22 protein-coding genes are annotated in these 25971 nt (G+C 68.9%); 13 read left to right on the plus strand and 9 right to left on the minus strand.

The window, feature by feature from the left end; all coding sequences use genetic code 11:
* The first annotated feature begins 36 nt into the window (after positions 1-36).
* Both ltaE and K8640_RS07605 read left to right on the plus strand, forming a co-directional pair.
* Positions 37-1062 carry a low-specificity L-threonine aldolase gene (ltaE, locus tag K8640_RS07600; RefSeq protein ID WP_223746448.1) on the plus strand — a complete coding sequence of 342 codons (1026 nt, stop codon included), beginning with the start codon at positions 37-39 and terminating at the stop codon, positions 1060-1062.
* Positions 1063-1658: 596 nt separating this feature from the next.
* Positions 1659-2567, plus strand: coding sequence for a M23 family metallopeptidase (locus tag K8640_RS07605; RefSeq protein ID WP_255652698.1), 909 nt, complete (start codon positions 1659-1661; stop codon positions 2565-2567).
* Between the two features lie 109 nt (positions 2568-2676).
* On the opposite strand, the gene K8640_RS07610 is transcribed toward K8640_RS07605, so the two are convergent.
* Complete coding sequence (locus K8640_RS07610; RefSeq protein ID WP_002635502.1) at positions 2677-2946, minus strand: HU family DNA-binding protein; 270 nt, start codon at positions 2944-2946, stop codon at positions 2677-2679.
* A gap of 450 nt (positions 2947-3396) precedes the next feature.
* Between K8640_RS07610 and K8640_RS07615 the strand changes: the two genes are divergently transcribed.
* Positions 3397-4884, plus strand: a complete 1488-nt coding sequence (locus K8640_RS07615) for a hypothetical protein (RefSeq protein WP_223746450.1) — start codon at positions 3397-3399, stop codon at positions 4882-4884.
* A gap of 19 nt (positions 4885-4903) precedes the next feature.
* Here K8640_RS07615 and K8640_RS07620 read toward each other — a convergent pair whose 3' ends face one another.
* Positions 4904-6025: an alpha/beta fold hydrolase gene (locus tag K8640_RS07620; RefSeq protein ID WP_223746451.1), complete on the minus strand. Its 1122-nt coding sequence runs from the start codon at positions 6023-6025 to the stop codon at positions 4904-4906.
* 123 nt (positions 6026-6148) lie between these two features.
* On the opposite strand from K8640_RS07620, the gene pssA reads away from it, so the two are divergent.
* From pssA to K8640_RS07640, 4 genes are all read left to right on the plus strand, one after another.
* Positions 6149-7009 carry a CDP-diacylglycerol--serine O-phosphatidyltransferase gene (gene pssA / locus K8640_RS07625; RefSeq protein ID WP_223746452.1) on the plus strand — a complete coding sequence of 287 codons (861 nt, stop codon included), beginning with the start codon at positions 6149-6151 and terminating at the stop codon, positions 7007-7009.
* A 189-nt stretch (positions 7010-7198) separates the two neighbouring features.
* The gene (locus tag K8640_RS07630) at positions 7199-8461 is read left to right on the plus strand and encodes a CinA family nicotinamide mononucleotide deamidase-related protein (RefSeq protein WP_223746453.1); all 1263 of its coding nucleotides are present in this window, start codon (positions 7199-7201) and stop codon (positions 8459-8461) included.
* Positions 8458-9918 (plus strand): hypothetical protein, encoded by a 1461-nt coding sequence (locus K8640_RS07635; RefSeq protein ID WP_223746454.1) that lies wholly within the window; start codon positions 8458-8460, stop codon positions 9916-9918. Before K8640_RS07630 ends, K8640_RS07635 begins: the two co-directional genes overlap by 4 nt.
* Before the next feature lie 58 nt (positions 9919-9976).
* Positions 9977-10486, plus strand: coding sequence for a DUF1285 domain-containing protein (locus K8640_RS07640; protein WP_223746455.1), 510 nt, complete (start codon positions 9977-9979; stop codon positions 10484-10486).
* Here the strand turns inward: K8640_RS07640 and recA are convergent.
* Positions 10483-11511 carry a recombinase RecA gene (recA, locus tag K8640_RS07645; RefSeq protein WP_223746456.1) on the minus strand — a complete coding sequence of 343 codons (1029 nt, stop codon included), beginning with the start codon at positions 11509-11511 and terminating at the stop codon, positions 10483-10485. The two genes, K8640_RS07640 and recA, sit on opposite strands and share 4 nt — an antisense overlap.
* A gap of 298 nt (positions 11512-11809) precedes the next feature.
* Between recA and K8640_RS07650 the strand changes: the two genes are divergently transcribed.
* Positions 11810-13171 carry an NAD(P)/FAD-dependent oxidoreductase gene (locus tag K8640_RS07650; RefSeq protein WP_223746457.1) on the plus strand — a complete coding sequence of 454 codons (1362 nt, stop codon included), beginning with the start codon at positions 11810-11812 and terminating at the stop codon, positions 13169-13171.
* On the opposite strand, the gene K8640_RS07655 is transcribed toward K8640_RS07650, so the two are convergent.
* Entirely contained in the window at positions 13054-14814 is a 1761-nt protein-coding gene (locus K8640_RS07655; RefSeq protein ID WP_223746458.1) for a YifB family Mg chelatase-like AAA ATPase, read from the minus strand. The two genes, K8640_RS07650 and K8640_RS07655, sit on opposite strands and share 118 nt — an antisense overlap.
* A 297-nt stretch (positions 14815-15111) precedes the next feature.
* Between K8640_RS07655 and K8640_RS07660 the strand changes: the two genes are divergently transcribed.
* On the plus strand, positions 15112-15684 hold the full coding sequence (locus tag K8640_RS07660) for a hypothetical protein (RefSeq protein WP_223746459.1): 573 nt from the start codon (positions 15112-15114) through the stop codon (positions 15682-15684).
* On the opposite strand, the gene K8640_RS07665 is transcribed toward K8640_RS07660, so the two are convergent.
* From K8640_RS07665 to K8640_RS07685, 5 genes are all read right to left on the minus strand, one after another.
* Positions 15585-16208, minus strand: a complete 624-nt coding sequence (locus tag K8640_RS07665) for a DUF2378 family protein (protein WP_074949874.1) — start codon at positions 16206-16208, stop codon at positions 15585-15587. The genes K8640_RS07660 and K8640_RS07665 overlap by 100 nt on opposite strands.
* Positions 16209-16287: 79 nt before the next feature.
* Positions 16288-16788, minus strand: a complete 501-nt coding sequence (locus K8640_RS07670; RefSeq protein ID WP_046711534.1) for a biopolymer transporter ExbD — start codon at positions 16786-16788, stop codon at positions 16288-16290.
* Positions 16788-17201 (minus strand): biopolymer transporter ExbD, encoded by a 414-nt coding sequence (locus K8640_RS07675; RefSeq protein WP_223746460.1) that lies wholly within the window; start codon positions 17199-17201, stop codon positions 16788-16790. The genes K8640_RS07670 and K8640_RS07675 overlap by 1 nt, the downstream gene beginning before the upstream one ends.
* 128 nt (positions 17202-17329) lie before the next feature.
* Positions 17330-18013, minus strand: coding sequence for a MotA/TolQ/ExbB proton channel family protein (locus tag K8640_RS07680; RefSeq protein WP_141325234.1), 684 nt, complete (start codon positions 18011-18013; stop codon positions 17330-17332).
* Between the two features lie 66 nt (positions 18014-18079).
* Positions 18080-18832 (minus strand): energy transducer TonB, encoded by a 753-nt coding sequence (locus K8640_RS07685; RefSeq protein ID WP_223746461.1) that lies wholly within the window; start codon positions 18830-18832, stop codon positions 18080-18082.
* A 231-nt stretch (positions 18833-19063) separates the two neighbouring features.
* Here K8640_RS07685 and K8640_RS07690 point away from each other — a divergent pair, with 231 nt between their 5' ends.
* From K8640_RS07690 to K8640_RS07705, 4 genes are all read left to right on the plus strand, one after another.
* Positions 19064-22270: a TonB-dependent receptor gene (locus tag K8640_RS07690; RefSeq protein WP_223746462.1), complete on the plus strand. Its 3207-nt coding sequence runs from the start codon at positions 19064-19066 to the stop codon at positions 22268-22270.
* Between the two features lie 36 nt (positions 22271-22306).
* Positions 22307-23002 carry a hypothetical protein gene (locus tag K8640_RS07695; RefSeq protein ID WP_223746463.1) on the plus strand — a complete coding sequence of 232 codons (696 nt, stop codon included), beginning with the start codon at positions 22307-22309 and terminating at the stop codon, positions 23000-23002.
* Between the two features lie 117 nt (positions 23003-23119).
* Positions 23120-24664 (plus strand): radical SAM protein, encoded by a 1545-nt coding sequence (locus K8640_RS07700; protein ID WP_223746464.1) that lies wholly within the window; start codon positions 23120-23122, stop codon positions 24662-24664.
* 94 nt (positions 24665-24758) lie between these two features.
* A complete protein-coding gene (locus K8640_RS07705; protein WP_194869177.1) occupies positions 24759-25673 on the plus strand; it encodes a hypothetical protein in 915 nt (304 codons plus the stop codon).
* Positions 25674-25971 lie beyond the last annotated feature (298 nt).

The raw sequence follows: 25971 nt of genomic DNA on the forward strand, positions 1-25971 counted from the left end.
CCCCAAGCACCGGCTGTGTCCACTCTCGGGAGAACCATGAAGCCCATCGACTTTCGCTCCGACACCGTCACGAAGCCCACCGCGGCGATGCGGCGAGCCATCGCCGAGGCGGAGGTCGGCGACGACGTCTATGGCGAGGACCCCACGGTGCTGCGCCTGGAGGCGAAGGTGGCCGAGCGGCTCGGGCTGGAGGCGGCGCTGTTCGTGCCCTCCGGCACGCAGGCCAACCAGCTGGCCATCGGCGCGCACTGCCGGCAGGGGGACGAGGTGCTGACCGAGGCGGGCAGTCACATCCTGCACTACGAGGGCGGCGCGGTTCCGGCGCTGTGGGGCGTACAGCCGCAGCCTTTGCCGGGCGAGTGGGGTGTGTTGTCGCCGGAGGTGGTGGCGGCGGCGGTGCGCGAGGAGAACATCCACAATCCGCGCACGCGGTTGTTGTCGCTGGAGAACACGCACAACCGGGGCGGTGGCGCGGTGTGGTCCGTGGAGCGCTTCGCCCAGGTGGTGAAGGTGGCGCGTGACGCGGGGCTGGCGGTGCACCTGGATGGCGCGCGGTTGTTCAACGCGGAGGTGGCGGCGGGAGTCCCCGCGTCGTCGTGGGCGAAGCTGACGGACACGACGGCGGTGTGCTTCTCGAAGGGGTTGGGAGCGCCGGTGGGCTCGGCGTTGGTGGGACGCGCGGACCTCATCCGCGAGGCGCGCCGGCTTCGCAAGCGGTTGGGCGGAGGCATGCGTCAGGCGGGCATCCTCGCGGCCGCGGCGCTGTACGCGTTGGAGCATCACGTGGAGCGGCTCGCGGAGGACCACGCGAACGCGCGTCGCCTCGCGGCGGGGCTCGCGGAGGTGCCGGGCGTGAAGGTGGACGTGAAGCGGGTGGAGACGAACATGGTCTTCGCCGAGTTCGCGCGTCCGGCCCGGGAGATGGTGCCGCTGCTGAGCACCCAAGGTGTGTTGACGAACCCCGCGGGCGGCCCCCACACGGTGCGCCTGGTGACGCACCTGGATGTGTCCGCCGCGGACATCGACGAGGCCGTGGCGCGTGTGCGTCGCGCGCTGAAGTAGCGCGCGTGCCGCGCCCGGCGGCTTGAGCTGGACCGTGGAGGGCCGCACCTTGCGAAGGTGTCCGCCACGGGCCTCGAGACAAGGCCACGGCGTGCGTACGTCGCACGCTGCCGTCGCGCGTGAGTGCCCGGCAGCGCGAGCTGTGCCGTGGGGTGACACCGCGGAGCACGTCCGCCACCGGCATCGACAAGGCGATTGCCTGCGTCCACCGCGTGCTCAGGTCAGGCCCCTCTCGTTTCACTTCGATGCGATGGGTTGCCGTCATCGTGGACACGGCATCCGCGCTTGCTGTGCCGGCAGTCGCCGCCGGGCAGCCTGGGCGTTCAATCCGTGAGCATGTCGCGCGGTGGCCGCGGGACGCAGCGCCGCAGGGCAGGGCCCGCGGCGACTCTGGTGTGCCCTGGGCGCAACGCGGATGCGGGCTCGGCGCCAACGGATGGAGCCCCTCGGCCGAGCTCCCTTGCCTGCTGCACCGGGGGGCGGGGTGGGCATGCCTCGCGGCAGGGGCGTGGTACGCTCGCCGGGCCGTGCGTCGACTGCCCCTCCTCGCCTTCGTCGGTCTCTGTGCCTGCTCCTCGACCCGGTCGGAGCAGAAGATGAGCTTTGACGAGGTCTACGACACCTCGGAGTACGTCGACACCGAGCCCGCCCCGGTCGCTCCCCGCGAGCCCCAGCCCGCCCCCGCGCGGACGCTCTCGCGCATGGCCTCGCCGGAGCCCTCCGAGGCGCTGCAGGGCGCCCTCTCCACCTTCGCGGAGCGGGCCCGCGCCCATCGCCGCAAGGTGGCCCGGGGCGGCCCGATGCCGCTGGCACAGGTGCAGGGCTGGGAGGTGATGAACGGCGTCCTCGACGCCTTCCTGGAGCGCGCCCTGGAGCGCACGGACGCCCGCGACGTGGCGAAGGCCCGAAGCGTCCTGGAGACCGAGCTGGAGCAGGACGGCAGGACGTACGGCGACATGCCGGGTGCGCTCGCCGAGGCGGTGGTGCTGAGGGTGGGACGGCTCGCGGTCCGCATGGCGGAGCTGCGCCGGCTCGAGCACCCGGAGAACGCGGACGGCCTGCCCCGGCTGGCCTGGCCCGTGGACCCGGTCACCATCACCAGCGTCTTCGGTCAGCGCTGGCACCCCATCCGGGGCGAGCAGCGCCGTCACCTCGGCGTGGACCTGGCGGCGAAGCAGGGGCAGATCATCTACACCGCGGCGAAGGGCGTGGTGCTGCGAGCGGGCTGGAACGGCGACCATGGCCTCCAGGTGGAGGTCCAGCACGAGGGACGCTGGCTCACCCGCTACAGCCACCTGTCCCGCGTGCTGGTGGAGCCCGGCGAGATACTGGACCCGGGCCACGCGGTGGGGCTCGCGGGCGAGACGGGGCTGGCCACGGGCGTGCACCTGCACTTCGAGCTGTGGAAGGACGGCGAGGTGGTGGACCCGCTGGACGCGCTCGAGGACGCCGGTGACGAGCACCCTCGCGCGCCGCCCGTGGCCCGCGGCGCGACGGGCTCTTGAGGCCCGCAACGCATCAGGGGCGCCACCCACGAAGGTAGCGCCCCTGAGGAGGAGCCCGGCCCAGCGCGAGTCCCGGGGACTCCGCGGGCTGGACCGGGGTGGCGTCAGCTCACAGCGAGTTCTTGAGCTCCTTGGCCGGGCGGAAGCCGATGGTCTTCGACGCCTTGAGCTTCATCATCTCGTTCGTCTGGGGGTTGCGGATCTTGCGCGCCTTGCGGGAGCGCACGGACCACGTGCCGAAGCCGGGGTAGCTGAAGCGCGCATCCTTCTTCACGGCCTTGCCGATGTTCGTGAAGACGATGTCGAGGATCTGCGCCGCCGACTTCTTGGTGAGACGTGTCTGCGCCGCCACCACCTCGACGAGCTCTGCCTTGGTCATTACGCCCCTCCGTCCTGCGTTGTCTGGCCTTGAATGCGCGAAAGCCAACCGGTGGTAACAAATCGTTCTTTTCCCTGTCAATGCTGACCGCGTTCCGAGGCCGGAAAATCGGCCTCCGGACGAAAAGTTGGCTCGGTGAAACACCGGGCGTAGACAGAGTGGGGAATCCACGTCGGAGCCACCGACACACCGCGCGGAAATCACACGCCAAAAGCACTCTGGCTGATCGTGATTGGAAGAAAGTCTTTGAGATTCCGATCGTTTGGCGTGTGTGGCTGATCGCGCCCGGGCGGGGCGGGGCCGGAATGGGGTAGGCTGCTGCCTCTCGTGCGTTTCCAAACGTTTCCGACCGTCGTGATCCTGGCGCTGGGCGCCTGCCGGAGTCCGGGCCCCTCGGCCCAGGCGCCCGCGGTCGTCTCCAGGCCGGAGTCCGGGCGGACGGAGCTCTGGGTGGACGGTACGACCCCGGGGCCAGGGGACGGCACGCGCGAGAGACCGTGGTCGTCCCTGGCCGAGGCCCTGGGGCGGCCAGGGGTGGTGACGGTGCACCTGGCGGCGGGGGAGTACCGGGGGAGCTTCACCTTGCCCGAGGGTGTCCGGCTGGAGGGCGAGGGGCCCGCCACGGTGCTGGTGGCGGAGGGCCCGGAGGCCGTGGTGCTGCGAGCCGAGGGATCAGAGCAGAACGTCCTGCCCCCGGTCCTCGACGCGCCGAGCCCGGAATCACGAAGCGCCTCGGGCGCGGATCAACCCCTCGTTGCCGAGCAGGGCGTGACGCTCCTTCGCAACCTGTCCATCCGAGGGGGGGCCTGGGGGGTGGAGGTGACGCGTGGCCGGCAGGTGCGCGCGGAGAAGGTGTCCTTCACCGGGCAGCGTCGAGGCGGCGTCCAGGTCCGCGCCGGCCGATTCGACGCCGAGTCCTCGCGCTTCGAGGCGAGCATTCCGGAGACCGTGGGCGTGGTTCTGGAGGCCCCGCCGGAGGCCGCGGTGGCGCCCGTGTCACCGAGGACCACGCGCCTCCGGGACATCCATTTCACGGGCCCCTTCCGCCGGGCCGTGCGCGTTCGCGGCGCGCAGGCCTCCGCCTTGTTGGAGGAGGTGGTCGTCTCGGGCGCGGTGTCGGCCCTGGGGATGGATGGCGGCCACGCCGAGGTACGGCGCTCGTCGGCCCAGGCGGGAACAGGCGCGGCGTTCTCGGTGGTGGAGGGCACGCTGGTGCTGCGGGAGGTGAGTGTGGCGGGCCACGAGCTCGCGCTCTCCGTCGTGCAGTCACCTCGGCTCGAGGTCCGCGGCTTCCAGTCCGTGGGCGCCGGGCGCGCGGGGCTCGCCGTGGTCGCCTCGCGAAACGTGCTGTTGCAGGACGTGGTGGTGCGGGGCAGCGGCAGCCACGGCGCGCTCCAGCTCACGGGCTCGCAGGTGGAGGTGCGGCGGCTGCGTGTGGAGGCCGCGGAGGAGTATGGGGTGCTCGCGGTGGGAGGTCGCCTGCGGCTGCGAGATGCCATCGTGTCGCGCGTGCACTCGTCGGACGGCATCACGGGTGATGCCCTGCACCTGCGCCAGGTCGTCGCGGACGTGGAGGGCGTGGTGGTGCGGGGCGCCTCGGGCGCCTGCGTGCTGGCGACGCAGAACGCACGGGTGGCGCTGCGTGACGCGGACCTCGAACGCTGTGGTCAGGCCGCGTTGGTCGCGGACACGCTCGCGACGCTCGATGCCCGGAGCGTGGAGGTGCGCGACAGCGCGCGGACGGCCCTGTCGGCCATGGGCGACGGTGTCCTCCGCGTGGACGTCCTCCGCTCGAGAAAGAGCGGCCAGGGCCTGGTCGGGGCCGAGTGCACCGGGGCCACGCGAATCCATCTGGGGCGCGTGGACAGCGAAGACTCGCGTGGCACCGAGCTGTCTTGCGTGAAGCGAACGGTCGAGCCCGCACCGGGGCCGCGCTGAGCCGCGGGCACGCGGCGGCTCAGGCGGGCGGCGGGGGCGCGGCGGAGGCGCCGAGCGGCGTGGCATGCTTCTCGAGCCACTCGCGGATGACGGGATAGACCTCCGTGGGAGCGCCCTTGCCGAACACGAGGTCTCCGTGGCCGTAGTCCATCGCGTCGCCGTGGTCCTTGCCGAAGACGTGGAGGGTGCGGTCCGGCGCGGTGACGAGGGCGAACTGGCTCTCCACGTTCTCCGCGGTGGCGAGCCGGTCCGCGCTTCCGCCCATGACGAGGATGGGCAGCTGGAGCCCGGCGATGCCCGCGCGCCAGTCGCGGGTGCGGTCGAACGAGCGGAACGCATCGTGCTCGATCCAGTCCTGGAACTGGAGCAGCACCTTGCGGCTCATCGACGACATCATGTTCGCGTACACCTGCCGCTGGATGCGCGGAGGGATGTGCAGCGGATTCACCACCAGGTCGGACAGGGGCAGTGTCACGTAGCCCAGGAACGGCGCCAGGCTCGCGCTCATCCACTCCTGTCGGAAGCGGGCCGGCCACGCGGCGCGCACGCCGAGCGAGATGAGCGTGCGCAGGAACGGCTCGGACTTGAAGTGCACGGGCGCGCCGAGCGTGAGCAGCCCCGCGAGCTTTTTGCCCTCCGGCCCCTGGGCCAGCCCATAACCGACGAGCCCGCCCAGCGAGTGCCCCAGCCAGAACGCCCGCTTCGCGCCCGTCTCATTCAGCGCCAGCTCCAGCAGCGCGGGCCCGTCCTGCAGGATGTGGTCGTCGATGGTGAAGTCGGTGTACCGCCGCCCTCGCGGTGGCAGGCGTGAGTGCCCGGTGCCCCGCCACTCCACGCTGAAGCAGTCGAAGCCCGCTTCGGCCAGGTAGTGGGCCACGGAGTAGGGGGGCTCGAAGTCGAACGTGAACCGGTTGGCCGCCAGCCCATGGCACAGGAGCACCGGCTCCTCGAAGCGCCTCACCGGCGCGCGCCGGACATGGACCGCCACCTCCCACCCGTCCGCGCACCGTGCCTTGAAGGCCTGGGGAAGGGGCGTGCGTAGACGGTACCACCGCCGGACCAGCGCCACCCAGAGGACATTCCCCAGCACCACGACGAGGCCAGCGACCAGCACCCACACGACCCAGCGCCCGTCTCCCATCGCGCCTGCTCTCCTTGCCGACCCCTGGGGCTGACGGTTCCTCGAATAAAACCCTGCTAAGGTTCGTTCTCCGGCCGTCCTGCTGCCAGGAACTCATGGGCATCAGAGGAAGTCGAGGGATCGATGAAGTTACGGAAACTGATGTTCGTGCTGCCGAACCTCTTCACTGTCACGTCCATCTTCTGTGGCTTCTATGCCATCACGCTGTGCGCGGGCGAGGCGGAGCCGGTCCACCTCTACCAGGCCGCGTTGGCCATCTTCTTCGCGATGTTCTTCGACGGGTTCGACGGCCGCGTCGCCCGGTTGACCAAGACGCAGAGCGACTTCGGTGTCCAGCTGGACAGTCTGGCGGACGTCGTCTCCTTCGGGGCGGCTCCCGCGCTGCTGGTCTACAAGTGGGCGCTGGCGCCCCTGGGCTTCGCGGGGCTGTTCGTCTCGTTCGCGTTCGCCGCGTGCGGCGCGCTGCGGCTGGCGCGCTTCAACGTGCTGGCGGCGCGCAATCCCCACGGGGGGGGCGGGAGCTTCTTCGTGGGCCTGCCCATCCCGATCGCCGCGGGCATGCTCGTCTCGGTCATCATCTCCCATCACGTGGCCTCGCAGGGGGAGTCTCTGCGCGAGTCTGCCTACGTCCCGGTGGCGGTGGCGGTGGCGGGCCTGTCGCTGCTCATGGTGTCGACGGTGCGCTACCGCACCTTCAAGGACACCCGCCCCAACCGGAAGAGCGCGGCCGTGTTCATGTTGATGGTGGCCGCCGGTGTGGCCATCGCGACGCAGTATCATCCCGCCTGGTTGCTGGTGGCCTGCTGTGGCGCCTACCTCGCGCTCGGGTTGGTGGAGTCCGCGGTGCAGGTGCGCACGCACCTGGCCGCGCGCAAGCTCGCCGCGGGCTCCGCGGCCGTCGCTGGCGTCATCGATGACGAGGACGACGACGAGGAGTCCGAGGACGGCGAAGGTCCCCGCAGCAACGGACCCGCCTTCCTCTGAGTTGAGGTCCCCAGGCCGCCGCCGGGCAGCACGTCCTGCCCGGCCCGTCCCGGGGGGTGTGGCCCGCTCGCCAGCCGGGTCCAGGGTGGAGGCTGCCAGACACCCGGCCGGCTTCCCGCCTGGAGGGCAGGGCCCGAAGACGCATCCGTCCGTGCCGAGGTCCTCGCGTGTCGCTAGGATGCGCGCCCCATGCGGGTCGAACTGCTGTGCACGGGTGACGAGCTGGTCACCGGCCTCATCACGGACACGAACAGCACCTACCTGGAGGCCCGGCTCTTCGACCTGGGCGTGAAGGTGGAGCGGGTGGTGCTCGTCGGGGACGTCCGACCGGACATCACCCAGACGCTGCTCGAGGCCGCGGCGCGAGCGGATGTCGTGGTGGTCTCCGGCGGGCTGGGCCCCACGGCGGATGACTTCACCCTGGAGTGTGCCGCGGCCGCCGCGGGGGTTCCGTTGGAGGAGGACGCCCGGGTCCTGGAGTGGCTGCGCGAGCGCTACGCGGCGCGGGGCATCCCCATCAATCCCAGCGCGCTGCGCATGGCGCGAATCCCCCGTGGCTCCGAGCCGGTGCGCAATCCCGCGGGCTCCGCGCCGCTCGTCGTGCTCACGCTGGGGCGCTGTCGCCTGTTCTTCCTGCCAGGGGTGCCGCGCGAATATCGGGCCCTGCTGGACAACGAGGTGCTGCCGCGCATCCGCGCGGAGCTGGAGTCGAGGCCGGGCCGTCTGTTCCGGGCCTTCCGGCTGCTGCGCACCGTCGGCATCCCCGAGTCCGAACTGGACCTGGCCGTGGCGCCCCTCGTGCCCAGCCACCCCAGGGTGGTGTTCGGCTTCCGAACGCACGCGCCGGAGAACCACCTCAAGCTGATGGCGGAGGCGCCCACGCAGGCCGAGGCCGACCAGGCCCTGGCCGCGGTGGAGGCCGAGTGTCGTCGCCTGCTGGGGCGGCATGTCTTCGCCGCGGACGGCGAGGAGTACGCGCCCGCGCTGCTGTCGGCGCTGGGGCGCGCCGGGGCCACGCTGGCCACGGCGGAGAGCTGCACGGGAGGCCTCATCGCCCAGCGGCTGACGGCGGTGCCGGGGTCGAGCACCGTCTTCATCGGTGGCGCGGTGGTCTACTCGGAGAAGATGAAGACCGCCTGGGTGGGCGTCCCCACCGAAGTGCTCGAGCGTCATACCGCGGTCTCCGCTCCGACGGCCGTGGCCATGGCCGAGGGTGTGCGTGCCGCCTGCGGCGCCACATATGGCCTGGCGGTGACGGGGTATGCGGGGCCCGGAGGCGGGACGCCCGATGACCCGGTGGGCACCGTGTATTGCGCGCTCGCGGGGCCGGGGTTCGCCACGCGGTGCGAGCGCATGTCCTTTTCCGGAGACAGGGAGCGCGTGCGCCTCTTCGCTGCCTCCCACACCCTGGAGATGCTGCGGCAGCACCTGCTGACCGCCGCCCAATCATGAGCCGCTCCAAGTCCAAGCGCCCCGCGCCGTCCATGCCCGAGCCTCGGCCCGCGCCCGCGGTCGAGCCCGCCGCCACCGCGCCCGTGGAGCCCGCCGCTCCCGCCGTCACCGAAGGGGTGGCCGGGCCCGTGGGCAGTGGAGGCTCGGTCGGCGCCGTCCTTCGCGTGTGGTTCGCGGCCTACCGGGTGGAGGTGCTGTTGTTCCTGGTGGCGTTCGTCGTGCTCGCCAGCTTCAGCTCGCAGCGCTTCCTGCGCCAGAGCGCCGCGCCGCACTTCATCTACCAGGCGCAGGGGTGGCTGGAGGGGCGGCTGGACGTGGACCCCCAGGTGCTTCCGAACCTGGAGGACTGGGCCTGTGTGCGGCAGGTGAATGGCCAGAAGGTCCGCTGCGAGGGCCGGCCGCTGCCCGATGACCGCTGGTTCGTGAGCTTCCCGTCGTTCCCCGCCGTGGCGATGCTGCCCTTCGTCGCGCTGCACGGGTACCAGTTCAACGACACCTCCTTCGGCGTCATCATCGGCGCGCTGGCGGTGGCGCTGTTCTACTCGTTGCTGCGCTTCCTTGCCCGGGAAGGCGAGACGGCGCGCACCCGCGACGAGAACGTCGTGCTCGCGCTGACGCTCGCCTTCGGGACCTTGTTCTTCTACTGCGCCATCCGTGGCGAGGTGTGGTTCAGCGCCGAGGTCATGGGCGTGGCCCTCACCTGCCTCTATGTGCGCAATGCACTGCGGGCCCGCCGTCCTGTCCTGGCGGGTGTGTTCTTCTCCATGGCGACGCTCACGCGCACGCCGCTGTTCTTCGCGGGGCTCTTCTTCGTGCTGGAGGCCCTGTGTCCGGGCCCCGAGCCCCGCTTGCAGCAACTCAAGGAACTGGGGCGCCACTGGAAGCAGGCCGCGAGGAAGGTGGGCCTGTTCGCCCTGGGGGCCGCGCCCCTGGGCCTGCTCGCCGCCGGCTACAACGTGTATCGCTTCGGTCGCCTGAGCGAGTTCGGCCACGCGTATCTCTTCAACAACCGCGTCAACGTGGACATCGACCGGTGGGGGCTCTTCCACTGGGAATACCTGGGGCGCAACCTGGAGGCCGCCTTCCTCAAGTGGCCCTCCCTGTCGCTGTCGCCGCTCAAGCTCGGGTATGACCCGCGCGGGCTCACGCTGCTCCTGACGCTGCCGTTGCTCGTCTTCCTGCTGGTGCCGAAGCTGCGGCCTCGCCTTCACTGGCCCCTGTGGCTCACCGTGGCCGTGTGCGCGCTGCCCGGTCTGTTCTACCAGAACACGGGCTACATGCAGTTCGGCTTCCGCTTCAGCCTCGACTACACGCCCTACCTCCTGTTGCTCTTCGCCATCGGGGGTTGGTCGCTCCGCCAGCGCGTGGTGATGGGCACGCTGGTGCTGGGCGTGCTGGTGAACTTCTGGGGCGCGGTGGCCTTCCGTGGCTACACGGAGCTTGTCCGGAACTGGTAGGGCGCTGCCTCCCGAGGGGTTGAAACCCCCGGGCCGGGCGCGCAGATAGAGAAGAGCCATGCAACCTCCCACCGGACAGCCCCCCGCCGGCAAGCGCTGGCACACTCGCGAGGACAGCGGCATCCGCCTCGATGCCGCCCTGCGCTGGTGGCATGACGACGAGCCCATCGAGCACCCGAAAATCATCGAACTCTTCAACGCCTCTCTCATCCTGGACGACGAGGGTCGCTACCAACTGCGCATCGGGCAGGACTGGTGCTACGTGCAGGTCGAGGACGCCGCGTACGAAGTCCGGACCGTGGACGTCACGCCGGACGCACGTGTGTCCATCCGCTTGAGTGACCGCACCGCCGAGGCCCTGGAGCTGGACTCGCTCCAGGTGGATGGCGCGGGCGTCCTGTCATGTCGGGTGAAGCAGGGCCGGGCCAAGGCGCGCTTCTCGCGAGATGGCCAGTACCAGTTCGGAGCGCTGTTGGAGTCGGGCCCGGATGGCGGGCTGGTCGTGCGCGCCGGAGAGCGCCAGCACCCGGTGGCGCTCTCCCTGGAGTCATTGACCGGCTCCGTCTAGGCGGCGGCTTCCACGGCGGGCGAGGGGCAGGGGAGCGGCGGTGTCCCCGCGAGCTCCCGGGCCAGCGCCTCCATCGTGTCGGAGTGCTCACGCAGCCACTCCGCGGCGCGCTCCCTTCCCTGGCCGATGCGCTCGCCTCGGAGACTGAAGTGGCTGCCGGACTTGTCGATGAGTCCCGTGGCCACGCCCAGGTCCAGCACCTCCCCGGCGCGGTGGATGCCGCTGCCGTACAACAAATCGAACTCCGCCTCCTGGAAGGGCGGGGCCAGCTTGTTCTTCACCACCTTCACCCGGGCCCGCGAGCCCACCACGGCGTCTCCCTCCTTGAGGTTGCCCGTGCGCCGAATCTCCATGCGCACCGAGGAGTAGAACTTCAGCGCGTTCCCTCCGGTGGTGGTCTCTGGGTTGCCGAACATCACGCCAATCTTCATCCGAATCTGGTTGATGAAGACGATGCAGCACCCCGAGCGGCTCACCGCGCCCGTGAGCTTGCGCAGGGCCTGGCTCATCAGCCGCGCCTGCACACCCATGTGCGCGTCGCCCATCTCACCCTCGATTTCCGCGCGAGGCACCAGCGCCGCCACCGAGTCCACGATGATGAGGTCCACCGCTCCCGAGCGCACGAGCTGCTCGGTGATTTCCAGCGCCTGCTCACCCGTGTCCGGCTGGGACACCAGCAGCTCCTCCACCCGCACCCCCAGCTTGCGCGCGTAGGAGATGTCGAGCGCATGCTCCGCGTCGATGAACGCCGCCACGCCGCCGGCGGCCTGGACCTGCGCAATCGCATGCAACGTGAGCGTCGTCTTGCCGGACGACTCGTTGCCGAACACCTCCACCACGCGGCCCCGCGGATAGCCTCCCACGCCGAGCGCCCGGTCCAGCCCCACCGAGCCGGACGGAATCACCGCGACCTTGTGCTCCTGCGTGTCCCCGCCCAACGTCATCACCGAGCCACGTCCGAACTGCTTCTCGATGGACGCCACCGCCGCCGCCACTGCCTTCAGCTTCTCCGTCAGCTTGCTCATCGCTCCCTCGCCGCCCTGTCCTTGAGTCCGTGCTGCGCCCTGTCGCCCCGGAGCGGGGCGCCCGACGCATCGGCGCGGGAGAGAGCAACAGGCATGCCGCGAGGTACTCCCTGTGAACACATGAAGAGAGGCGTCCGCGAGGGACTGCGGGCGTCTCACGGGGTGGAGGGCGAGCCCACGTCTGGATTTCCAGGATGAGCGAGCGGCTGCTCGCCCGTCTGCTGAATTCACGGCGCTTTGCGTTGAAGTTTGGAAGGGGCGGCATGACCTTTCGCTCGTGAAAACCCAACGCGAAGACATGCCCCATGTGGTCATCCTCGGCGGCGGGTTCGCCGGGCTTCGGGCCGCGCAGCAGCTCGCCAAGGCGCCGGTCCGTCTCACCCTGGTCGACCGGCACAACCACCACCTCTTCCAGCCGCTGCTGTACCAGGTGGCCACGGCGACGCTGAGCCCGAGCGAGATTGCCGCGCCGCTGCGGGCCCTGCTCGGACCCCAGGGGGTCGCGGTGGTGCTGGCGGACGTGACGGGTGTCGACACCGCGGGGAAGCGGGTGCTGCTCTCGGATGGAGAGCTGAAGTACGACTACCTCGTCATCGCGACGGGGGCGACGCACTCGTATTTCGGCAATGACCAGTGGGCGCGCCATGCACCGGGTCTGAAGTCCATCGAGGACGCGGTGGAGATTCGACGCCGGGTCCTGCTGGCGTACGAGCTGGCCGAGCGTGAGACGGACCCTCGCATCCGCAAGGCCCTGCTCAACTTCGTCATCATCGGAGCGGGGCCCACGGGCGTGGAGATGGCGGGCTCACTGGCGGAGATCAGCCGCAAGTCCCTGTCGGGCGACTTCAAGAACATCGACCCGCGCGATGCGCGCATCATCCTCATCGAGGGCCTGGGCAAGGTCCTGCCCGTCTACCCGGACGACCTGACGGACAAGGCGCGTCGCACGTTGGAGAAGCTTGGGGTGGAGGTCCGCACGGGCGCCCGGGTGACGAACATCGACGAGACGGGCGTCTACATCGGCACGGAGTTCATCGCGGCCCGCACCGTGATTTGGGCCGCCGGTGTCGCAGCCTCGCCGGTGGCTCGTTCGCTCGGTGTGCCGCTGGACCGCGCGGGGCGCGTGCATGTGACGCCTGAGTTGACCGTCCCCGGTCACGAGGACGTCTTCGTCGTGGGAGACCTGGCCTCGCTCAATCAAGAGGACGGCACGCCCGTGCCGGGGCTCGCGCCCGCCGCGATGCAGGAGGGCAAGCACGCGGCGGCCAACATCCTGCGCCGGCTGCGCGGGGAACCCATGGTGCCCTTCAAGTACTGGGACAGGGGCTCCTACGCGGTGATTGGCCGTGGCCACGCCGTGGGCATCGCCTTCCGGCGCTTCAAACAGACAGGGCTGCCCGCGTGGGGCGCCTGGCTGTTCATCCACCTGATGTTCCTCATCGGCTTCAGGAGCAAGCTGGCGGTGATGCTCAACTGGGCCTACTCCTATCTGACGTTCGGCAAGTCGGCCCGAATCATCACCGGCCCCGCGCCCAGGTTGGATCAGCTCACGCTCGTGGCCTCGTCGCCGGACGGGAAGGGGGCCCCCACGGATGACACGGAGGGGGCGTCGCGCCTCGTCTCCTCCTCGAATGAGCTGTCTCCTCCGTCGACCCACTGAGGCCTGACGCCTCGGGCACTGGGCAGGGACCCATCGGCGGCGGGCGGTCTCCACCGCCCGCCCGCGCCTGAACGAAGGGGAGGGGGACCTCCCTGGGTGTTCGAGTGCAGCCAGCCTCGTCGGTCCAGCGCCCTGGAGTCGATGGCGAGCCGCATGTCCACGTCCTCGATGCGTCCGTGGTCCTCCAGGTCCGCGCGAGTCAGGGCGAGCTTCAGGAGCCGGTCATGGGCTCGCGCGGACAGCCCATGGCGCCGTACCGCCAGCTCCAGCATCCGCTCTGCGCCGGGGCTCAGGACGCAGTGACGCCGCAGCAGGTGGGACGGCAGCTGCGCGTTGCAGTGCACGCTCGGCTCGTCCCGGTACCGCTCACGCTGACGTTGCCGCGCGGCCTCCACGCGCTCCCGATGGTGGCGACTGGAGGACTCCTTCGCCTCCGCGCGCGCGAGGTGGTGGTACTCCACCGGCCGGGTCTGCAAGGTGATGTCGACGCGGTCCAACAGCGGGCCACTGACGCGGGCGTGGTAGTCGAACACGCGGTGCTCCGGACACGTGCAGGTGTGTCCCGGCACGTTGAAGTAGCCGCAAGGGCAGGGGTTCATCGCCGCCACCAGCATCACCTGGCACGGGTAGCTGATGTTCTGGTTGGCGCGCGCCAGGTGGATGATTCCCTCCTCCAGCGGTTGTCGCAGCACCTCCAGCACGTTGCGACGGAACTCCGGGAGCTCGTCGAGGAACAGGACGCCGTGGTGCGCCAGCGACAGCTCTCCAGGACGGGCCAGGGGGCCACCTCCCACGAGCCCCGCGTCGGACAGCGTGTGGTGGGGCGCGCGGAACGGACGCTCGCGCACCAGGGCGTGGCCTTCGTTGAGCAGCCCCAACACCGAGTAGACCTTCGTCACCTCGAGTGACTCGGCGAAGGTCATCGCCGGAAGGATGCCGGGCAGCCTGCGCGCCAGCATCGTCTTGCCCGAGCCGGGGGGGCCGCACATCAACACGTTGTGCCCGCCCGCCGCCGCCAGCTCCAACGCCAGCTTGAGGTCGGGCTGTCCCCTCACGTCCGCCATGTCCGGCTCCGCGCGTCCACGGCCCACCGGATGCGAGACACCCTGACGAGAGAAGGGAGGGATGACGCGCGTCCCGGTGAGGTGGTCCACCGCCTCGCGCAGGCTCGTCACGGGCAACACACTCAAGCCCTCGACGAGCGCGGCCTCGGCCGCGTTGGCCGCGGGCACCATGACCCCCTCGAAGCCCTTGTCCCGCGCGGCCACCGCGAGCGGCAGCACGCCCTTGATGGGCTTGAGCGTGCCGTCGAGCGACAGCTCCCCGCCGAAGAGATAGCGCCCCAGGGGGGCCTCCTCGAGCAGCTTCGCCGCCGCGAGGACTCCCAACGCGATGGGCAGCTCGAACGCCACGCCGTCCTTGCGCAGGTCCGCCGGTGCCAGATTCACCGTGACGCGCTTCTGTGGCAGCTCGAAGCCGGTGTTCTTCAGCGCGGAGACCACGCGCACCTTCGACTCGCGCACCGCGCCTTCCGGCAGTCCCACCACGTTGAAGTAGGGGAGGCCGAGCGCCATGTCGACCTCGCACTCCACCACCACCGCGTCGATGCCCATCAACGCCCCCGACCGCACCCTCGCCAGCATCCGTCCCCCTCCCGCATCGCCCGGCTCCGCGTGGAGCAACCCGCGTACCGCCAGCCCTCCGAGGAGAATCCCGTGGAGAGCCAATCCCCTGGGGCGGATGCCTGTCCCATCCCCAGGAACACCAGGGTTCCACACTCACTGGATAAGTGAAGGGGCCTCTAGCCAGGGCGGGTGCGCCTTGGGTAGCTTGACGGGGAGTTGGGGAACGCAGGGGGAATGACGCAAATGGAGTCGCAGGAGATTCAGCGGCGTCGTCCGGTCCGTATCCGCCGGGCAGACATGAAGCGGGGTCAGCGGATGAAGGTCGCCTTCGCGATGTTCCGCTTCTGCCTCTACGGCATGGTGGGCATCAGCTCGGAGATCTTCTTCTACAACCTGGTGCGCGTATCCCGGGACGTGCCCGTCCTCGGCTCGCTCTTCCAGTTCCAGTGGCGGGTGGATGACCGCCTGGGGCTCAACGCCATCTGGGACACCCCCGCCGTCACCGCCTACGGGCAGTGTTCGCTGTGGATGTTCTTCATCTACGCCATCGCCTGCTTCTTCTTCGTGGAGCCCGTCTTCCGCTGGATGCTCTACCAGCACGCCAGCCTCCGGGCCGCCGTCTATGGCGTGGGCATCCTGCTGTTCGAGGGCTTCAGCGGCCTGGTCCTGGAGCGGCTCACCGGCTACCGCATCTGGTACTACGGCGACGCGGGCGCCATCATGGGGCAGATGACGTCGCTCTACATCCTGCCCATCTGGATGGTGACCGGCCTCATCGCCGAGTTCATCTACAGGGAGCTGATGGACCCGGACCTCATGGCTGCCTTGGAGTCGCCGCTGCCGGCCACGCCCGAGGAGACCGAGGCTTCCTTCCAGCTGATGCGATAGGTGCAGGCGTGGCCGTCGTAGCCTGACGGCTCCACGCGCACCTCCTGGGCGCCGGCCACTCGCAGGCCGGCGTGGATGATGCCCGCCGTGAAGTCCGGGTAGTCGCCCACCTCGTTCATCCACAGCTCGAACTGGGTGGGCGTGAGCTCCACCAGCTTCGACTCGGTGTAGTTGTTGCCCGCCCGGAAGTTCTGCGTGGCCCGCATCAGCGTCCGGCGAGGCCCCAGCACCCGCAGCAGCGACAGCACCGCGCGGCCGAGCATCGTCTCGCGGAAGCCCTCGATATAAGCCTCACCGAGCTTCCAGGTCCCCTGGGCGACGGCCTCCTGGGGGAACAGCTCCTCCGCGGCGATGCGTAGGAACGCCATCCAGGACGTGAAGGAGTAGGCGGGACGCAGCTTCTGGTCCACGTCGAGCCCCGCCTGCTTCAGGCGCTGCTTGCAGGCAGGCGTCAGCCGCCCGTGCAGCGCGCGCAGGAAGAGGGCTTCGATGGTCTGTTCAAAGACGAGAAGCTCGTCGGCCATGAGGAGTGGACTCTAGCCGACGAGCTTCTGATTGTGAACCGCGACTCCAACCCGGAGCGTAGGCTCCGGGAGGGAGATGTCAGGGCGTGGGAGCGGGCGCCGGGGTGCCCGTGTCCACCTGCGTGCCCTGGATGATGGCGTTCGACGGCAGCTCCGTCGCCATGCCAAGCACCTTCGCGCCGGCCGCCTTCGCGCCGTCCAGGGCCGCGATGAGCCGCCCGTAGTTGGTCGCGTCGTCCGCCATGAAGAAGACGACCTTCTCGTCCGCCTTCTTCGCCGCCAGCATGCGCTTGAGCCGGTTGATGTAGTCCGACGCGGGCACCTTCTCCGTGTTGATGGAGTAGCTGCCGTCCTTGTCCAGCAGGACCACCAGCTGCTGGTTGTTCGGATCCTCGGGAGGAGGCTCGTTCTCAACCTCTGTGTCCGGCACGCGCACCAGGATGTCCTTCTCCAGCAGGGGCGTGACGACCATGAAGATGATGAGGAGCACCAGCACCACGTCCACCAGCGGCGTGACGTTGATCTCCGAGTTGGGCGCCGACTGCGGCTTCACCCACTGGCGCTGCTTGTGGCCGGCCATTACTTCTTCTCCTCGACGCCGAGCGCGATCTGCTTCGCCTTGGCCTTGCGGGCCACGTCGAGCACCTTGCGCACGTCGCCCACGTTCACCGTGTTGTCACCCTTGAGCAGGATCTTCTTGCCCGGGTCCTTCACCAGCTCCTCCGCGATGCGGTCCTGGAGGGCCTGCTCGTCCACCTGATCATTCTCCACGAACACCTTCTTGTCCGGGGTGATGGAGACGTAGAGAGGGTCCGAGTCCTTGCCCTTCTCTTTTTCAATCTCGGTGGCCTTGGGCAGCTCCACGGACTTGCCGCGCTGGAGCATGGGGGTGACGACCATGAAGATGATGAGGAGCACCAGCACCACGTCCACCAGCGGCGTGACGTTGATGTCGCTCTTGATGCCCCCCTTGGGGCCTGCTGACATTCCCATGCGTTTAACCTGCTTCCGGATGGTGGAAGCCCGCCTTCCCAAGGTGGCGTCGCGGGCCCCGAGGTTCAGGAGCCGCGTTCACGTCAGGAGGCGGGCCTCGGGTCGTCCCCGGGCTCGCCGGTGACTGCTCAGGCCGCGTGCGAGGACTGCGCGCCGCCGCCCAGGTGGCGGGCCACGACGTCGAGGAACTCGTTGGAGGACTCGCTGATGTCCACCGCGCGAGCATCCACCCAGCCCTGCAGGAAGTTGTAGGCCATCACGGCGGGGATCGCCACGAGCAGACCGAAGGCCGTGGTGATGAGCGCCTCGGCGATACCGGCCGAGATGGTGCCCAGACCGCCGGAGCCGGCCGCCGCCATGAGCTGGAAGGCGTTGACGATACCCATCGTCGTGCCGAGCAGACCGACGAAGGGGGCCGTCGACCCGACCGTGGCCAGGAGGCCCAGGCCGCGCTTCATGCTCTGCACCTCGCGCTGCGCCTGGCGCTCGAGCGCGCGGGCCACGGACTCCACCGCCACGTCCTTGTTGTTGGGGCTGATGCGGTAGGCCGTCAGACCGGAGTTGATCACCCGGCCCAGGTGGCCCACGTCCTTGCCCAGGTTCGTGTTGGCCGCGGTGGTCAGGTCACCCTTTGCCAGGATGGCACCCATCTTGGCCGCGAAGTTGCGGCTGTCGGACCGGGTCTTGCGGAAGACGATCATCCGCTCCGCCATCACGACCAGGGACGCCACCGACATGATGGCCAGGGTGAAGATGATCATACGGGCGAAGAGGCCCGTGTGTGCCCAGATTTCGACGAGAGTGAATTGCATGGCTTTGGAGCGCTCCTCCTCACGAGCGCGGGGTGGTCGGCGGTGCTTCTCTACGGCGCGCCCGGATCAGCGCGGCAGCTTCAGATTCAGGGTGAAGGTGTAATCCACCTGGACCGGACGGCCCTGGAACGTGACGGGCTTGTAACGTGACGACGTCAGGGCGTCCATGACGGCCTGTTCCATGTGGGGCAGGGGCTTGATGATTCGGCAGCGCTCCACACGGCCTTCCACGGTGATGACGCACTTGACGATCATCGTGCCCTGCACGCGAGACTCGAGCGCCTCGCGGGTGTACTCGGGCTGCGGACCCGAGACCTTCTCCGGACGGGTCATGCCCGCACCGAACGGCAGCACTTCCGTGCCCGTCCCACCCAGCTGTCCACCGACCACGCCGCCGATCACACCACCGACGACGCCGCCCACGACACCACCGGCCACGCCACCCTCGACACCGCCCTCGACCGCCTCTTCACTGGGCTCCTCGGCGGCCTCTTCCGGCTGCTCGGTCGGCTCGACCTCCTTGGGGACCTCTTTCGGGATCTCCTTGGGCTGGACGATGGCGTCGGGCTTCTTGGGCTTCTTCGGGGTCGTCTTCGGCTTGGAGGTCGCCGCCGGGGGAGGGGGCGGCGGCGGAGGAGGCGGCGGGGCCATGGTGGCCTTCAGCGTCACCTCGATCTCCTTCTCCTCCTCGACCGGAGGCCTCGTCGAAAGAACGTAGGCCACCACGAACAGCGCCACATGCAGGATCACCGAGATGGTGGTTCCCACACCGAACCGCGCTTTGGGCGCCTGACCGCGGTCAAGGACTGAATCAAACATGTACTAGACTCCTCTTCACCAGTGGACACCCACCACGCCACCCCCGGCTGAAAGGGCGCGCCACCATACAGAAACGCGTTCCGGGTTCAAGTGAGCACGGTCAAGGGTAACTGACGTGATCGCGCAATTGCCCCACTGGTTACCAAAAAGCAACGGTCTATTGACAACTGCTCGACCTCGGATATTTTCCCCAGTCATTTTCGGTTGCAGCCCACCTTGGAGGGGTCTGGTATGCACTTGAACCGAGTGCTCCGGGAAACCGGAGTTGTCCTGGCCGCAGGTCTGCTTTATGGATCGGCGGCTTTCGCGCAGTCGAGCACGATGATCGGAACGATCATCGACGCTCAGAGTCGGCAGCCTGTTCCTGACGTGGTGGTAACCGCGACCTCGCCCAACCTTCAGGGTGAGCAGACCGTGGTTTCCGACGCACAGGGCAACTACCGTATTCCCCAGCTTCCGCCTGGTGTTTACACCCTGCGGTTCGAGAAGGAGCAGTTCAAGCCCTACGCCCGGTCGGACGTGCAGCTGCGTCTGAACCGCACCATCCGCGTCAACGTCGAGCTGCTCCCCGAGTCCCTCGGTGAGGTGGTCGAGATCGTCGGCGCCCCGCCGACCATCGACGTGGGCTCCACGACCACGGGCGTCAACGTGGATCAGGAGTTCATCAAGCGCATCGCGGTCGCCCGTCCGGGTGGCAAGAGCGGCGCGGCTCGCTCCTTCGAGTCCCTGGCCGAGCTGGCGCCTGGCGCCCAGAACGACCAGTACGGTGTCTCCATCAACGGCGCGACCTCGCCTGAGAACGGCTACGTGGTGGACGGTCTGTCCACGAACGACCCGGCCTACGGCGTGAACGCGAGCCCGATGAGCATCGAGTTCGTGCAGGACGTGAACATCATCACCGGCGGCTACCTGCCGGAGTTCGGTCGCTCCACGGGCGGCGTCATCAACGCGGTGACCCGGTCGGGCTCCAACGAGTTCCACGGCTCCGTGTTCGCCAACTGGACGCCTGGCACGTTCGAGGGTACCCGCAAGACGATCCGGTCGGAAGGCTCGGTCATCAGCGGCCTCAACGAGCTGAAGAACATGGGCGACTTCGGCGCCACCCTCGGTGGTCCGATCCTCAAGGACAAGCTGTGGTTCTTCGCCGGTTTCGCGCCGTCCTTCACGCGCTACCAGCACACCCGCACGCTCAACGCCATCCGCCTGGATGCGCAGGGCAACACGGTCACGGACGACACGGGCTTCACGGTCGTCGACCCCATCGCGGGCTCGGATCGTCAGTACTACGCTGACTCCCGGACCGTGCAGTACATGGGTAAGTTGACCTACCTCATCAACCAGGACCACACGGTCTCGCTCGCCCTCAACGGCACGCCGACGACCACGGGTGGCATGGGCAAGCTGTCCATCAACCCGCAGTCCGGTGGTCTGCCGGGCGCGATCTTCTCCCGTCCGGGCGACTTCGCCTTCACGGAGACGAACGCGAACGCCACGTCCGTCGCCCTGAAGTACGGCGGCGCGTTCATGGACAAGAAGGTCCTCGTCGACGCGACGGCCGGCTGGTTCCACCAGACGGCGTCCACCCTGCCGGCGGACGGCAGCAAGCTGGGCTCCTCCGAGGGCCTCGCGGGCTACTCCCGCTTCCAGTACACCAGCCAGCGCTCCCTGGCGGACCTCGAGGCCCTGCCCGCCGGGCAGGAGGGCGCCTGCGCCCCGTTCGAGACGGTCGATGAGGACGGCAATCCCGTCGTTGTCGAGCGCTGCCCCGTCATCGGCTACACGGTCGGTGGCCCGGGCTACATGAACGACTCGAAGCTGGATCGCTACCAGTTCAACGCGAAGGCCACCTACCTGCTCAACGCGCTCGGCACCCACGTGCTGAAGGCCGGTGCGGACGCGGAGTTCCTGTCCTACGACCAGCTCAAGGCGTACGGCGGTGGCGTGTACTTCCGTGAGTCCGCTCCGTATGCGGGCGCGACGCTCAACGGCCAGCCCTACTCCGGCGGCGCGGTGCAGGACTACCGTCGCTACGGCTACCAGGCCTCGCCCGACAGCCCCATCACCCAGCTGACCCAGCAGTCGAAGACCACCAGCACCACGGTCGGTGGCTTCCTGCAGGACTCCTGGTCCATCGCCAACCGCGTCACGCTCAACCTCGGCGTGCGCTACGACGTGCAGGCGATGTACGGCGGCGACGGCGAGCTGGCGCTCATCATGGGCAACCAGTGGTCGCCCCGCCTCGGCGCCATCGTCGACCCGTTCGCCAACGGCCGCACCAAGTTCTTCGTGAACTTCGCTCGCTACTACGAGCAGGTTCCCCTGAACATGCTCGACCGCGCGTTCCCGGGTGAGCGTCGCTACGAGGCCCGCCGCGCGCTCGCGTCGGACACGCAGGCGGGCTGCAACCCCACGGACCGCCAGAGCCAGCAGACGGAGTGCCGTGACCCGGCCTACGTGCTCGCGCAGCCCGAGAGCAACCGCAACCCGAACCGCCTCTACACGGGTGGCAAGGTCGAGAACGAGCCGATCGACCCGGACATCAAGCCGCAGTCGTCCAACGAGCTGGTGGTCGGCGCTGAGTACGAGCTCATCGCCAACACCCGCGTGGGCGCCAGCTACACGCACCGCAACATGAACATGGTCATCGAGGACATGAGCCGCGATGACGGTGCGTCGTACTTCCTCGGCAACCCGGGCAGCGGCTTCGCCAAGGAGTTCCCGAAGCCGGAGCGTAACTACGACAACGTCACGGTCTACCTGAACCGTACGTTCTCGGATGGTTGGCTCGCCGCGGCGAACTACACCTGGTCCCGCCTGAACGGTAACTACCCCGGTCTGTTCCGCCCGGAGACCGCTCAGCTCGACCCGAACATCCTGTCGGACTTCGACCTCGTCAGCCTCCTGGCCAACCGCACGGGTCCGCTGCCGTTCGACCGTACGCACCAGATCAAGGTGTTCGGCGCGAAGGAGTTCAACTTCACGAACGAGCTGTCCGCCAGCCTGGGTCTGTCCTACCGCGGCAACTCCGGCTCGCCGATCAACTACTTCGGCGCGCACTCGCTCTACGGTCCGGACGAGTCCTTCGTCCTCCCTCGTGGCGCGGGTGGTCGTACGCCCTGGCTGAACGTCATTGACTCCAACATCGGCGTCAACTACCGCGTCAGCAAGGACAGCGTCATCTCCGTCACCCTGGACGTGTTCAACCTGTTCAACTTCCAGGGCGTGAGCACGGTCGACCAGACGTACACCCTGCTCTCCGTGCAGCCCATCGCGGGCGGCAAGCCGTCCGACCTCCCTGGCAACGTCCAGTGGCAGGCCGGCGAGGAGCGCGACGAGCCGTTCGGCACGGTCGAGAACGACGTCAACCCCAACTTCAAGAACCCGACCAGCTACCAGCCGCCGCGCCAGATGCGCCTTGGTGTCCGGTACACGTTCTAGTCACTGGCCATTCACGGAACCAGGATTTCAAGTCACATGACCAAGAACATCTTCAATGCGGCAATGGTCCTTGTTGGCACGGCGGGTCTGCTGACGGGTTGCAACTTCGACCAGCCCGAGGCTCCCTGCTTCGTGCAGGACAGCGCGAGCTGGGCGACCCGGTATGACCCCATCGACGACCCTGTCGATGCCAATGGCGTGGGTTGTGAACTGCGGGCTCCCGTCGGTGAGCTGGTGGGCGTCTACAAGTTCAGCGATCCGGATGACCTGAGCAACTCGCTGCTCACCCTGCGTCCGCAGGGCGTGGCGTCCATCGCGAACCGCGACCCGGGCCCCACGACGGATCAGACGGCGCTGGGCCGGTTCGACACCGAGCCGGACGCGGATGAGTTCTGCACGGCGGAGACGCTCTCGGTTGCCTCGGTCAACGCCGCGGCCACCCAGACGCTTCCGGCGACGACCATCAGCTACGAGTTCAGCAACATCCAGGTGTACGCGGCGCCGTCGACGCCGGGTACGCAGCTGCGTGGCCAGGTGAAGTACACGCGCAATGGGTGCACCTCGAACTACGCCATCCGTTCGATGTGGCCGGCGGTCGCCTGCGACCCGTCCGATGCCACCTCGTGCGCGACCAACGCGAACCTGAACCCGGACTTCGCCACGGAGTGCCTCCAGGTGAGCGCGACGACGGCGATCTGCGTGCCGTCGAAGCCGGTCCCGTCGTTCAAGTAGTCGTCCATCGCTGAACAGCGCCACCCGCCTGGGTGGCGCCTCGCGGCCCCGGCAGCCCTCCTCAGGGAGTGGATTGTCGGGGCCGCGGTGTTTGGAGGCAGTACCCACTGGAGGCACATGGAGGGCCGTTACTCACTCATCCACCACGTCCGCTCGCTGCTGGACGACGAAGAGGGCACCCTCTACAAGGACGCGCCCTTCCGCGTGGCGCTCTGCTACCCGAGCCCCTACCACGTGGGCATGAGCTCGCTGGGCTTCCAGGCCATCTACCGGGAAATCCACCAGCACCCCGGTGCCACCGCCGAGCGTGTGTTCCTCCCGGATGACGTGGAGGCCTTCAAGAAGACGCGCACGCCGCTGTTCACCTGGGAGTCCCAGGCCCCGGTCTCCAGCTTCCAGATGCTGGCGTTCTCGGTGGCGTACGAGCTGGAGCTGACGGGGTTCTTCTCGCTGCTGGAGCTCGCCGGGCTGCCCGTGCTGGCGGAGGAGCGCCGGGATGGTCGCCATCCGCTGGTGGTCGCCGGTGGGCCCCTGACGTTCTCCAACCCGGATCCGCTGGAGCCCTTTGTCGACGTGCTCGTCCAGGGCGAGTCCGAGGAGCTGATCCACGTCCTGGTGGAGGCCGCGGCCTCCATGGAGCGCGAGGCGCTGTTGGATCATCTGGCGCGCATCCCCGGCTTCCGGGTGCCGGGCAGGGGAGGGGCGCGCTACCACGTGGCCCGGGCGACGGACTCGCGGTTGCCCGCCCGCTCGCAGATCATCACGCCGCACACGGAGCTGCGCTCGATGTTCCTCATCGAGCCGGAGCGCGGCTGCTCTCGCGGGTGCCATTACTGCGTCATGCGGCGCACCACCAACGGGGGCATGCGGACGGTGCCGCCCGAGCGGGTGCTGTCGCTCATCCCGGAGAACGCCAAGAGGGTGGGCCTGGTGGGCGCGGCGGTGACGGACCACCCGCGCATCGTCGAGCTGCTGCGCACCCTCGTGGACTCGGGGCGCGAGGTGGGCGTGTCGTCGCTCCGGGCGGATCGGCTGACGCAGGAGCTGGTGGATCAACTCCGCCGGGGCGGGGCGACGAACCTGACGGTGGCGGCCGACGGGGCCTCGCAGCGGATGCGGGACATGGTGGACCGCAAGCACTCCGAGGAACAGATTGTGCGCGCGGCCGGGTATGCCCGGACCGCCGGCATGAAGCAGCTCAAGGTGTACAACGTCGTGGGCCTTCCGTTCGAGGACGAGACGGACATCGACGAGTTGATCCGCTTCACGGCGGAGCTGTCGCGCATCCTCCCCGTGGCGCTGGGCGTGGCACCCTTCGTGGCCAAGCGGAACACGCCGCTGGACGGCGCGCCCTTCGCGGGCATCCGCGAGGTGGAGAACCGGCTGGAGCGGCTGCGCAAGGGCCTGCGGGGACGCGCGGAGGTGCGTCCCACGTCCGCACGCTGGGCCTGGGTGGAGTACATGCTGGCCCAGTGTGGTCCCGAGGGTGGGCTGGCGGCGATGGATGCCTGGCGGGCGGGCGGCGGCTTCTCCGCGTGGAAGAAGGCCTTCGAGGCGAGGGGCTGTGAGCCCTATCTCGCGCGTCGGGTGGAGGATGGGCGGCGCAATCCCACCCTCTGGCCCACTGTTCCGAAGGTGGCGCCCGCGCCGTCGGCCGCGTGACGGCGGGCGTACGAGGGCCATGCATTGTGGGCCCGGGTTCCGCTAGAAGACCGCATGCGCCGATGGCCGGCGCCCAGGGGCAGCGGAGAACCAGGTGAGCACGCAGCGCGTGGACAAGGCTTGGCAGCAGAAGGGTCTCAAGGAGTTCTCGACGGAGGCCCTGCTCGGGACGCTCGGCCACTACGGCATCCCGGTGACGGAGGAGGACTTCCGGAAGCTGTCGGAGTCGACCTTCCCGTTGGGCATCGCCCAGCAGTGGAAGTCGAAGTGGAAGGGCACCGGGCCCTTCAAGGATTTCGTCGTCGCCGCTCCCGTGGAGCTGTGGCGCCGCTGGCTGCCGGACCGCGTGGCGCCGCATGAGATGACGGACACGCTGGCGTCGCTCATGAAGTCGCTGCTGGAGCTGCTCAACGGCAAGACGGATGCGCCGGTGAGCGCGGCCTTCGAGCGGATGACCAGCCTGCGCGCGCGGCTGCCCGTGGATGACAAGGGCCTGCCCCAGGAGCGCTTCATGCAGGAGGCGCTGGCGCCGTTCTCCGAGAAGGACGCGGAGCTGTTCGACCGCCTCGCGGAGCTGCTCGCGCGCTCGGGCCACGTGAATCACGCGGAGTCCTTCGCGGAGATGGAGGAGTTCTTCCTGCCGGACCGCAAGGGCATCTCGCGCGCGATGGTGCGCGCGGCGAAGGGCGAGAAGGACGAGGCGGCGACGGACCTGGTCAAGCTGTCCGAGGACACGAGCCGCTCTCCGATTGCTCGCATCCTGGCCGTCGACGGCCTCATCCACCTCCAGACGCACGGCGTGGCCGCCACGGCCGCCCGGACGCTGCTGGCGTGGGCGGAGGAGAACAAGGACCTGCACCTCGCGTTGGACCTCATGCCGCGCCTGGAGCACATCTACAAGGCGCAGAACGACCGCGTGGCCCTGCTGGACCTGATGCGCATCGCCGAGCGGCTCGAGTCCGAGCACGACCGCATCCACCCCGGTCACAACCGTCACCGTCACAGGTAGTGAGCAGGACCTCCGGCACGGCGCGCGGACCTCGGGTCCACGGCGCCGTGCCTGAGTGGATGTCTCGAGGCAGAGCATGACCGCGATCATCGCGAAGCCCTCGTCGCCTCGCCATGTCGTGAGTCTTCATCCGGCCTGGCGCAGGGGCTTGATGGGCCGTGACGAAGAGCCCGAGTCACGGGCTCAGGGCCGCGTACGACCGCGGTCATCCTGAAACCCTTGTCGCCTCGCCATGTCGTGAGTCTTCATCCGGCCTGGCGCAGGGGCTTGATGGGCCGTGACGAAGAGCCCGAGTCAC

Origin of the sequence: Myxococcus sp. XM-1-1-1, from assembly GCF_020037095.1 — a bacterium.
GTDB lineage: Bacteria > Myxococcota > Myxococcia > Myxococcales > Myxococcaceae > Myxococcus > Myxococcus fulvus.